We start from the raw sequence: 10,743 nt of genomic DNA, 5'->3' as shown, positions 1-10,743 counted from the left end.
GGTGAACTCTCGAACGTGAAGAACAAGTTCACCACGGCGCTGACCAACACGCACGACACCTACAACGGCTACCTGGTCGGCGCGACCGTGCCGGTGGGTGCAGGCCTGATCCGCGTGGCGTACTCGCAGGTTCGCTACAACGAAGGCGCGGCCGGCATCACGGGCGAGGACCCGATGGCACGCAAGTTCGCGGTTGGCTACGTGCACAACCTGTCCAAGCGCACGGCGCTGTATGCGACGGTGGCGCGCGTGAACAACCGCAACGACGCCAACTACACGGGCAGCCTGGTGTCGGCCAGNACAACCTGTCCAAGCGCACGGCGCTGTATGCGACGGTGGCGCGCGTGAACAACCGCAACGACGCCAACTACACGGGCAGCCTGGTGTCGGCCAGCACCGCGGGCTACGGCAGCGCGGGCGTGAGCTACACGGGCCTGCCGCGTTCGTCCACCGGCTACGACTTCGGGATTCGTCACGCGTTCTGATGCAGGTTTGACGATGTGATGAGGGGGCAGCGCGGCCGGGTGGCCGCGCTGCCTGGCCCGCTGCGCTCATGAGGGAGCCCCAAGGCAGCGAGGAGGTGAAGCCGCAGTTTCAAGGCAGGTCAAATGAAAAAACAGACATTCGCGCTCGCGCGCTGGTTGCGTGCGTGCGTCTTCTTGCTTGTGTGCGCCGGATCGCTTGCGACGGCACAGGCACAGAACCGCATCGAGTCGGTCACCGGCTCCATGCAAGCCGGCACGGAAGTGCTGCGCATCGATTTCTCGGAGCCGCTGGCCGCTGTGCCTGCAGGCTTCGCCATACAGTCTCCCGCGCGCATCGCGCTCGACTTTCCGGGCATGGCGAGCAGCCTGGGCCGCGCGGCCATCGACGTGAACCAGGGCAACCTGCGCTCCGTCAATGTAGTGCAGGCGGGCGAGCGCACGCGCCTCGTCATGAACCTGAAGCAGTCGACCGCGTACCGCACGCAGCTCCAGGGCAAATCGCTGCTCGTGTCGCTCGAACCCGCGGCCGGCGCGGCACTGGTCGCGTCCACGCCCTTCGAGTTCGCGGAGAACCGCAACCGCGACGTGCTGCCCCTGCGCGACGTCGACTTCCGCCTGGGCACCGAGGGCGCCGGCCGCGTGATCGTGAGCCTGCCCAATGACCAGGTCGGCGTGGACATCCGCCAGCAGGGCAAGGGCCTCGTGGTCGAGTTCACCAAATCGTCGCTGCCCGAGGGCATGAACCGCAAGATGGACGTGGCCGACTTCGGCACGCCCGTTCAATCGGTGAGCATGCAGCAGTCCGGTGACCGCGTGCGCATGGTGATCGACCCGCGCGGCGAATGGGAGCACAGCGCCTATCAGAGCAACAGCCAGTTCGTGGTGGAGGTGCGTCCGCGCAAGGACAACCCCAACAAGCTGGCGCAAGGCACGGGCTACAGCGGCGAGAAGCTGTCGCTGAACTTCCAGAACATCGAGATCCGATCGCTGTTGCAGGTGATTGCGGACTTCACCAACTTCAACATCGTCACGTCCGACTCCGTCAGCGGCACGCTCACGCTGCGCCTGAAGGACGTGCCCTGGGACCAGGCGCTCGAGATCATCCTGGAGGCGAAGAACCTCGGCATGCGCAAGAACGGCACCGTGCTGCGCATCGCGCCGGAAGACGAGCTCAACGCCAAGGAAAAGATCAAGTACGAAGCGCAGGCCGCGCTGCAGGGCCTGGAGCAGCTGCGCACCCAGTCGTTCCAGCTCAACTACGCGAAGGCGGCCACGGTGGCGCAGGGGCTCACGGGCAGCGGCAGCAGTGGAGGTGGTGGCAGCTCGGGCTCGGCCACCCGCATCCTGAGCTCGCGCGGCAGCGTGCTGGCCGAGGTGCGCACCAACCAGCTCTTCGTGACCGACATTCCGTCGCGCCTCGCGCAGGTGGCCGACCTCCTCCAGAAACTCGACGTGCCGGTGCGCCAGGTGCTGATCGAGGCGCGCTTCGTCGAAGCCACGGACACCTTCAGCAAGTCGCTGGGCGCGAAGCTGGGCGGCGGCTTCGTCAACTCGAACTCGTCGGTCGGCGTGACGCCGTCCGTCAGTACGAGCACCTCCAGCGGCGTGACGACCACCACCAGCACCAACACCTACTCGGGCACCAGCTTCGTCAACCTGCCGGCGACCAGCACGACCGGCGACGCCGTCGGCACCTTCGCGCTGTCGCTGTTCAATTCGGGCCTGACGAAGATGCTCAACCTCGAGATCTCCGCGCTGGAGGCGGACGGCAAGGGCAAGGTGGTGTCGAGCCCGCGCGTGGTGACGGCCGACCAGACCAAGGCGCTGATCGAGCAGGGCACCGAACTGCCCTACCAGGTCGCGACCTCGAGCGGCGCCACGTCCATCGCGTTCCGCAAGGCCAACCTCAAGCTGGAGGTGACGCCGCAGATCACGCCCGAGGGCAACATCATCCTGGCGCTCGACGTCAACAAGGACACGGTGGGCCAGTCGACCACCGCGGGCTACGCCATCAACACCAAGCACATCCAGACCGAAGTGCTGGTGGAGAACGGCGGCACGGTCGTCATCGGCGGGGTCTTCGAGCTGACGGACACCAGTTCGGAGTCGCGCGTGCCGGTGCTGGGCGAACTGCCGATGGTCGGCGCGCTGTTCCGTACGCGCAGCCGGGTCAACAACAAGACCGAGATGCTGATCTTCATCAGCCCGAAGATGATTTCGGACAGGAACGCGGCGCGGTGAGCTGCAGTTGTCTGCGCGGGCGCACCACTTAGAGCATCGTCTTCGAATGCCCAAGGCGGCCGGGCGCGTGCTTGCGCTTGCAGCTGCGGTTGCGTGCGGCACCGGTGCCGGTGGCCGTGATCGGCGCGAGGGTCGATTGGCTGTAGTTGCCCGGGGTGCCGGCTTCGTGCGCGGCGCACGTATCACCGACAGCCACGAAGATGCCGAACGCCAGCGCGCCGAAGGCCATCAGGGCCACGAGACACGATGCACAGAAGGATTTGCCGAGCTGCGGCATGGCGACGAGGGCAGGCTGCGTCTTGCTCCATCGCGCTTGCATGTCGAGCTCCGGCGAATGGCCCTTTGCATGCGCCCATGCCGGCAGGCCGGTAAAGCGCAGCGCGTGCGATGCGCCGTGTGGATTGCGATGCCGGGGACTGTTCATGGCCGGTATCGTGAGCTTCAAAACAGGAGAAAAATTGGACGGCAGGTCGACGGAGAAGCCGCCCACGAAGCAGGCGCAGTGTGGCCGCGGCCATGCGATGGGAGCAGCGGCCTCAACCGGATGAGTCTAGAAATCCAGCTTGGCGCTCAGGCTGAAGGTGCGCGGGTCGCCGGGCTTGATGTAGTTGTCGTACTGGTATTCCCAGTAGCGCCGGTTCGCCACGTTGTTGATGGCCGCGCGGAAGGTGGTGTTGCGCCCGGCGATGCGCGTCGTGTAGCTCGCGCCGATGTTGGCGATGGTGTAGCCGGGCAGGCTCAGCTGGTTCGACGCATTGAGCGTCGTGCCGCCCGTGTACTTCATGTCGGCCGACAGCTTGAGGCCCGGCACCTGCGCCACCGCGTACGACACCTGCGCGGCCGCCACCAGCTTGGGCGCGCCCGCCACGCGGTTGCCGACGTAGCTGCTGCCGCGTTCATACGAGCTGTCGAGCAGCATCAGGTTGCCGCCGACCTGCCATTGCGAACCCAGCCGCGTGGAAGCGCCCAGCTCCAGGCCCTGGTAGATCGACTGGCCGTCCTGCACCAGCACGTTGGCGCTGTTGGCGTATTCGGCGCCGCGCTCGATGCGGAACAGCGCTGCCGTGGCGCTCCAGCGCTCGCGCTCGGTCTTCAGGCCCAGTTCGTACTGCTTGCTCTTCAGCGGCTTGAGCAACTCGCCGTTGTTGGCGTAGAGGGTGCCCACCGTGCTGCCGGCTTCCAGCGACTCGACGTAGCTGGTGTACAGCGTGGTGTCGGGTGCGGGCTTGAACATCAGCGCCAGCGTGGGCGTGACCACGCCGCTCTTGCGATAGGTCGAGGTCTGCGCTCCCGTAGTGCCGTAGCCGTTCTGCTCGTAGGTGGTACTGCGCAGGCCGGCCAGCACCGACCACTTCTCCGACAGCTTCATCGTGTCGCTCGCGAACACCGCGCGCTGCGTGATGTCGCTGTTGCGGTAGGTCGTGAAGTCGGTGGCGCTGGCGTAGCTGTTGGTGTTCTGCCCGAAGATGCTGCCGGTGCCGATCAGCTGGTAGATGCTGTTGCTGCTGTAGTAGTTGACCTGCTTCTGCCACGACGCACCCAGCGTCACCTGGTGCTCGAGGCTGCCGGTGCGCAGCCTGCCCGTGGCCATGGCCTGCCACTGGTTGAAGCGATGGCCTTCCGCGCTGTCGGAACGGTAGTCGTTGTAGCTGCCGCCGGCGTCCTGCAGGTAGGCGATGCCTTCGTTGCGGCTGCGCGTGGCGCTGCTGTGGCTGTAGCTGGTGCTCAGCGCCCAGTCGGGCGACAGCTGGTATTGCAGGCCGGTCGAGTAGAGCCTGAAGTCCGTGGCCAGGTGCTGCCCCGCGCCCACGAGAGCCTGGTTGTCGGCGCCGATGGTCCGGGGCAGCTGCGTGCCCGTGTAGCTGCCCGTGAAGATCGACGGCGTCTGGCCAGTGGAGTTGCGCTTCTGGTAGAGCGAGTCGAAGGTCCAGCTGAGCTTGTCGGTGAGCTTCGCGTCGAGCCCGAGCGACACCGAGTTGCGCCGCACGTTGCCGTCGTTGTAGGTCTTGCCTTCCTCGTGCGTGGCGTTGAGCCGGTAGCCGAAGCGGCCGTCGGCGCCGAAGCGCCCGCCCAGGTCGACGTGCTCGCTCCAGATGCCGGCGGTCTTGTAGCCGACCTCGATGCTGCGCACCGGCTCGTCGGTGGGCTTCTTCGTCACGTAGTTGACGATGCCGCCCGGCGCGCCGAAGCCGTACATGAAGCCCGACGAACCCTTGAGCAGTTCGATCTGCTCGAACTGCTCGTAGGGCAGGGTGATGGCGTAGCTGAGAAAGGGCTGGCCGTTGATGCGGTAGCCGTTCTGCCAGTCCAGCGGCAGGCCGCGCACCGTGATGTAGCTGGCCCAGGCGCTGTAGGCGCCGCTGTTGTCGCTCACCGATGCATCGAGCGCGAACACGTCGCCCAGCTTCGACACCTGGCGCTCGGCCATGTCCTCGCCGCGAACCACCGTGGTGGAGAAGGGCGTTTCCAGTTGCGAGCGCGCACCGAGCGCGCCGCTGCTCACCTTGGCGCCGAGGTGCTGCGGCGTGTCGTCCGGCGATTCGGCCGTGACCGTCACGGTCGGCAGCGATGCGGATTCCTTGCCCTGCGCCTCCTGTGCGTGCGCCCGGCCGACCTGGGCGGCGGCCAACAGCACCAGCAGCGTGGCGCGCGCGGGCGGGCCGAATGTGCTGCGCCTGAATGAAATTTGAGGGGGGTGCGCGACGGCGGCGGCGGTTTTCTGGTGTCCAGGGCTCAACATTGACTCACAATCTAAATAAGAATTGTTCTCATTTTAAATGTGAATCTGGTAGAAATCCTGGATGCCGGCCCTGCTGCCGGGAGTGGTTTCTTCCCTTCGGTGCCCACTTGCCCGGCGACGGCGCCAGCCCGCGCTGCTTCAGAAAGTCGTAGAGGCTGACCGCGAGCACCTGCGCAGTGGTCCGGCGGCCTCCGCGCCGCGCCCTCAGACGATCCGCACCGACAGCTCCGGCAGCCGGTCGATGTGGATCTCGATCAGGTCGCCGCGCACCACCGGCCCGACGTTCTCCGGCGTGCCCGAGTAGATGATGTCGCCCGGCTTCAGCTCGAAGGCCTGCGACAGCCGGCTGATCTGCTCGGCCACCGACCAGATCATGTGCCTGAGCGTGGCGTTCTGCTTCGTCTGACCGTTCACCTTGAGCCAGATCGCGCCATCGGTGAAGTGCCCGACCTTCGCCACCGGGTGGATCGGGCCGACGGGCGCCGAGTGGTCGAAGCTCTTGCCGATTTCCCATGGCTTCTTCTGGTCGCCCATTTCGCGCTGCAGGTCGCGGCGCGTCATGTCGAGGCCGAGCGAGTAGCCGTACACGTGGTCGAGCGCCGAGGCCGCCGGGATGTTGCGCCCGCCCTTGGCCAGCGCCACCACCAATTCCACTTCGTAGTGGTAGTTCTTCGTGAGCGACGGGTAGGGGTGGTCGGCCACCACGCCAGGCGTCACCACCTGGATCGCGTCGGCCGGCTTCTGGAAGAAGAAAGGCGGCTCGCGGCTCGGGTCCGAACCCATCTCGCGCGCATGCGCCTCGTAGTTGCGGCCGATGCAGTAGATGCGGCGCACCGGAAAGACCTGCTCGCTGCCGACGATCGGGATTGTCGATGCGGCGACGTCGAACGGCGTTGCCGCCGCGCGGCCGGCACCCGCGGGCAATGCACAGCCGGCAATGGCGCCCGTGGCCATGGCGGCGGAACCGGCCAGCAGGCCGCGGCGGGAAGTGGACATGAGGGTCTCCTTGGTTTTGTCGATCGAATGCGCGTGCCGTGCTTCCACGGGCGATCCATTCTGGGACGGCGAACCTCTGGGGAACCGTACGCATCTACGCAAAAACAGGACAGAACCCACCTGGCTCTCGCCAGGCGCCGACCGTCGAACCGTTCGGCGGCCGGTTCGGAGTTAGCTGGCGCCTTGCTGGCGCCGTCCCAGCGCGAACACCGAGTTCGGCGCATTGACGACAAAAGGCTTGCGCGTGGCCGGCTGGCCGGCCGGCGTGCGCCGGCTGTCGCTGCGGGCCGCGGCCTGCACGCCCTTGGCCTTTTGCTCGTCGACAAGGCTTTGCAGCGAGATCGACTTGAGGAACTCGACCGCCCGCAGATTCACGGTGGCCCAGAGCTCGTCGATTTCGCAGCGGCCGGCCTCGCCCGGCGCGTCGGCGTTGCGCCGGCGGGTGGATTCGGCATCGTGTTCCTCGATCGAGAGGACGATGTCGGCCACGGAAATCTCCGCCGCCTTGCGGCTGAGCGAATAGCCGCCGCCGGGGCCGCGGGTCGATTCGACCAGGTCGGCGCGGCGCAGCTTGCCGAACAGCAGTTCCAGGTACGACAGCGACACGCGCTGGCGCAGGCTGATCGACGCCAGCGTGACGGGGCCCGAACGGCCGTGCAGTGCGATGTCGATCATCGCGGTGACCGCGAAGCGGCCCTTGGTGGTGAGGCGCATGTCAGTTCTCCTTTTCGGGGGATTACTCGTCGCGGCCGCCGGCGATGCCCAGCAGGGCCAGCAGCGACTGGAAGACGTTGTAGATGCTGAGGTACACACCCAGCGTGGCGGAGATGTAGTTGGTCTCCAGTCCGTCCTTCACGCGCTTGAGGTCGTGCAGGATGAAGGCCGAGAAGATGCCGATGGCCAGGACCGACAGCGTCATCATCAGTGCGCTGGACTTCAGGAAGAAATTGGCGATGCCAGCCACCAGCAACAGGATGGCGCCGATGAAGAGCCACTTGCCCATGCCGGACAGGTCGCGCTTGATGACCGACGACAGCGTCGCCATGCCGAAGAAGATCGCTCCGGTGCCGGCGAAGGCCGTCATCACCAGGCTCGCGCCGTTGGCCAGGCCGAGCACCGAGCCGACCAGGCGCGACAGCATCAGGCCCATGAAGAAGGTGAAGGCCAGCAGCACCGGCACGCCGGCGGCCGATTCCTTGGTCTTCTCGATGGCGTACATGAAGCCGAAGGCGCCGCCGAGGAACACCACCAGGCCGACGCCCGGCGACATGGCGCGCGACAAGCCGGTGGCGATGCCGATCCATGCGCCGAGCACGGTGGGCACCATCGACAGCGCGAGAAGCCAGTAGGTGTTGCGAAGGACGCGATTGCGCTCCTGCGGCGATGCGAGCGGGAGGCCGAAGCTGTCCTGATGGGCGATAGGGCTGTGGTTCATTGTGTCGATTCCTTGAAGCTGGACCTGTGCCGGCTGCACGCAATGGCGCGTGCAGTGGCGGCGCAGGGCCGGAAATGGGATGTGTCGTTGCCGCGATGCGGGTACCGCCTGGGAGCGGGCCGAATCGCAAAGGCGGGAGCCATGGCGGCTCCCGGTCGCGCAGGCTGTTAAGGCCTAGGCGACGAAGGCAGCGGCCCGGGGTGGCCGCTTGGGTCGCGCGAGCAATGGCGAGACGGTGGTGGTCAGGCCGAGCTTCGGCGGCTGTTCCGTGAAGCGCAGCAGCGCGGGCGCGTCGTTGCGCGCGTTGACCAGCTCGGCGTGTTCGGAGCCGGCTTCGTCGAGGGAAAGGGCATCGTCCGACGCCTCATCGGCAGCGCCTGCCGGAGCGTCGGACAGGGCCACGTTGACGACCAGCGTGGCGGCCTGCGGGCCGCCGTGCGAATGGCCGGCACCGATCATGCTGTGCGCAAGCACGGCAAAACCGTAGCAGGACAACATGATGGAGAGGACAGCAGCGGCAAACCAGCGGGACATGTAGGGACAATTTTACCTGCCGCGGATTGCAGCGCTCGCCGCGGGGGTTTCAACCGACCGGAGCGCATGGATGTTCGTCAGGCTGGAGCGGCCGTGGTTTCGCTGCCTTCGGGCTGCAGCCATTCGCGCGCGTGGGTGCGCAATGCGTCGATCTGCAGCCAGATCAGGCCGAGTTCGGTGTGAAGGGTTCGCGCCTGCGGGTCGTTGCTGGCGGTGACGGCCTGCGCCAGCGCAGCCCGCGCGGCCAACTCCGCGGCGGCATCGCCCGGCGCCTCGATCAGGCCCTTTTCCAGCCCGGCCGCCAGCCCTTCGAGCGCCGCGATCGCCCCTTCGGCGGCCGTTTGCAGCGCCGCCATCTGCGCCGGGTCGGGCAGCGCTGCGCGATGGGCGCCCAGGGCCGAGAGATAACTCAGCAGCGTGTGCGAGCGGATCAGGAAGTGCAGCGCCACCCCCGCGCGCGGCCGCACGTAGCCCGGCTCGCGAAACATGTCCGACACCGCCGTGGACAGCGCCGCATCCGCGTTGTGGTCGTTGCGCCGCGCCAGCCGGTAGTCGAGATGGTCGCGCGCGCCGGTGCGGTACTGGCCGACGATCTGCCGCAGGTAGCCGGCATGGCCGCGCATGGCGGCCGCGGCCAGTTCGTTGATGCGCCGCGCCTGCCAGTGCGGCAGCACCAGCAGCACGGCCAGCCCGGCGATCGCGCTGCCGATGGCGGTGTCGACCAGCCGCGGCACCAGCAACACGCCGCTGTCGCCGACCTGGTTGAAGCACATCAGCACCAGCAGCGTCATCGAGGCGGTGGCCAGCAGGTAGCGCGTGGCGCGGGTCGCAAAGAACAGCACGCCGGCCGCCACCGCGATCACCGATTGCACCAGCGGCTGCGGAAACAGCTGCAGCAGCGCCCATCCGGCCACCACGCCGAGCGCAGTGCCGGCCATGCGCTGCCCCATGCGCGAAATGGTGTCGCCGTAGGTCTGCTGGCAGACGAACAGCGTGGTCAGCAGGATCCAGTAGCCCTGCGCCGGGTGAATGGCGCGCATCACCCCGTAGCCCGCAACCAGCGCGATCGACAGCCGCAGCGCGTGGCGAAACAGCGCAGAGCGCGTGGTGAGCTGGCGCCGCACGCGCTCGACCGCATCGCGCCACGAGCGCGGCGAGCGGTCGAACAGGCCCATCTCCGTGCGTCCCGCGCGCGCCGACGGCTGGCTGGCCCCGGCGAGCTGGCCGTCGAGCAGCGCGAGGTTGCGCGCCAGCGCCTCGACCGATGCCAGCAGCGCCAGCCGCGCGGGCGTGGCGGCCCGCGCGCGCTCATGCTCGATGGCGCTGCGCAGGTCGGCCAGCGCCTGCACCATCTCCGGACCCATCTCGAAGGGCTCGCGCCGCGCGATCGAGTCGGCCAGCCGCTGGCAGGCCAGCCCCTGCAGGCCCAGTACGCGCTGGCAGCGGTAGAGCAGGTCGCTGTGGAAGAAGGCGTCGGCCAGTGCGTTGTAGTCGTCGTGCGAGGAGCTGGCGCGCTCGTGCACATCCTGCGCGATCAGGTAGAGCCCGCGGTAGCGCGAGAGGCGCCCGGTCGGCGCACGCGCGCCGATACGCAGGAAGATGCTTTCCTTCGCGGCGTTGAGCTCCGCCACCACCTCGGCATTGAGCTGCGCCAGCGCGAGCCGTTTGCGCTCGATGTCGATGCCGCGCAGCGGCTCGAACAGCGAAGCCTTGAAGCGCACGAAGCTACCCAGCACCGTGAACAGCGTCACCAGCCGCGCCTGCACCGGCTGCGCCGGAAAGGCCGCGCACCACAGCACCGAGAACACGCCGTACCACGCCGCGCCAGCCAACAGCAGCAAGGGCTCGCGCCCGCGCTGCGCTCCGCCGTGCGCGCCCATGTTCTCGATGCCGAGCGTGGCGTACATCGCGAGGATCAGCGTCGCGTACGCGATCGCCTTGTAGCGCGCTCCCACCGCACCGAGCATCGTGAGGCAGAAGGCCGCGAGCGCCAGCCCGGCGATGAACAGCAGCGGCAGGCCGAACGCCGCCTCGACCGCGAACGCGACGGCGGCGAAGCAGCCCAGCGTGACCACCTGCGCGCGCAGCCGGCCGCGCCAGCTGTCATCGGTCTCGGCGAGCGCGCTGGCAATGGCGCCGAGGAAGAGGGGGATCACCGCATCGGGATGGCCGGTCCAGGCGCAGCCCGCCATGAGGCTGCCGAGGGTGAGAAGGATGCGCACGGGCTGCGCGCGGGAAGCGAAAGACCGCAGCCGCTGGCGCAGCGCGTCGGGGGACAAGGGAAGCATGGGGTCGATCTTGCACGATGCATG

At 67.7% G+C, this 10,743-nt stretch carries 8 protein-coding genes and 1 pseudogene; 2 read left to right on the top strand and 7 right to left on the bottom strand.

Annotated elements, in window-relative coordinates; genetic code table 11:
- Positions 1–15: 15 nt before the first annotated feature.
- A pseudogene (locus ASC92_RS10775) lies at positions 16–299 on the top strand (porin); the annotation flags it as partial.
- 309 nt (positions 300–608) lie between these two features.
- Positions 609–2,726, top strand: coding sequence for a type IV pilus secretin family protein (gene pilQ / locus ASC92_RS10770; protein WP_056514554.1), 2,118 nt, complete (start codon positions 609–611; stop codon positions 2,724–2,726).
- Between the two features lie 28 nt (positions 2,727–2,754).
- Here pilQ and ASC92_RS10765 read toward each other — a convergent pair whose 3' ends face one another.
- The 7 genes from ASC92_RS10765 to yccS all read right to left on the bottom strand — a co-directional run bounded on the left by ASC92_RS10765 (position 2,755) and on the right by yccS (position 10,719).
- Positions 2,755–3,150, bottom strand: a complete 396-nt coding sequence (locus ASC92_RS10765) for a hypothetical protein (protein WP_056514551.1) — start codon at positions 3,148–3,150, stop codon at positions 2,755–2,757.
- 126 nt (positions 3,151–3,276) lie between these two features.
- Positions 3,277–5,466 carry a TonB-dependent siderophore receptor gene (locus ASC92_RS10760; protein ID WP_082519565.1) on the bottom strand — a complete coding sequence of 730 codons (2,190 nt, stop codon included), beginning with the start codon at positions 5,464–5,466 and terminating at the stop codon, positions 3,277–3,279.
- 204 nt (positions 5,467–5,670) lie between these two features.
- Positions 5,671–6,462: a fumarylacetoacetate hydrolase family protein gene (locus ASC92_RS10755; protein WP_056514565.1), complete on the bottom strand. Its 792-nt coding sequence runs from the start codon at positions 6,460–6,462 to the stop codon at positions 5,671–5,673.
- Between the two features lie 171 nt (positions 6,463–6,633).
- Entirely contained in the window at positions 6,634–7,176 is a 543-nt protein-coding gene (locus ASC92_RS10750; RefSeq protein WP_056514548.1) for an Rrf2 family transcriptional regulator, read from the bottom strand.
- 22 nt (positions 7,177–7,198) lie between these two features.
- Positions 7,199–7,897: a Bax inhibitor-1/YccA family protein gene (locus tag ASC92_RS10745; RefSeq protein WP_056514545.1), complete on the bottom strand. Its 699-nt coding sequence runs from the start codon at positions 7,895–7,897 to the stop codon at positions 7,199–7,201.
- Positions 7,898–8,071: 174 nt separating this feature from the next.
- Positions 8,072–8,431, bottom strand: coding sequence for a hypothetical protein (locus ASC92_RS10740; RefSeq protein WP_235505778.1), 360 nt, complete (start codon positions 8,429–8,431; stop codon positions 8,072–8,074).
- Positions 8,432–8,508: 77 nt separating this feature from the next.
- Positions 8,509–10,719, bottom strand: a complete 2,211-nt coding sequence (gene yccS, locus ASC92_RS10735) for a YccS family putative transporter (RefSeq protein WP_056514541.1) — start codon at positions 10,717–10,719, stop codon at positions 8,509–8,511.
- Between the last annotated feature and the right edge of the window lie 24 nt (positions 10,720–10,743).

Source organism: Variovorax sp. Root411 (assembly GCF_001425205.1).
Classification (GTDB): Bacteria; Pseudomonadota; Gammaproteobacteria; order Burkholderiales; family Burkholderiaceae_C; genus Variovorax.
This window is presented reverse-complemented; position numbering and strand designations above follow the sequence as displayed.